We start from the raw sequence: 299 nt of genomic DNA, 5'->3' as shown, positions 1-299 counted from the left end.
GTGTAGTACCACAACAACCCCCAATTAGACGTACTCCCTGCTTCCATAGATCATCTGCTGATTTTTTAAAATAGTCGATGTTAGATTTATAGTGATAACGCCCATCTGAATAGCTTGGTAGACTTGCGTTTGGATAAGCTGATAAAAATGCTTGCGACGGCAGAGGTACTTGCTCCAAAGAATTAATCATATGAAGAGGACCCATGCGACAATTCAACCCAACAACGTCAGCACCTAAACTCTCTAGTTTTCCAAATGCGTCTTGAAGGGAAATCCCTCCTTGCACAAAGCCTTTATCA

General features: G+C 41.8%; 1 protein-coding gene. It reads right to left on the bottom strand.

Annotation, left to right across the window (positions count from 1 at the left end; genetic code table 11):
* Positions 1-299 (bottom strand): homocysteine S-methyltransferase family protein (locus tag AOA62_RS00120; RefSeq protein ID WP_178075610.1); only part of this gene is annotated, 299 nt, incomplete at both ends.

Source organism: Pseudomonas sp. 2995-3, assembly GCF_002742565.1.
GTDB lineage: Bacteria > Pseudomonadota > Gammaproteobacteria > Pseudomonadales > Pseudomonadaceae > Aquipseudomonas > Aquipseudomonas edaphica.
The sequence above is the reverse complement of the archived record's forward strand: the minus strand, read 5'-3'. Positions and strand labels throughout refer to the sequence as shown.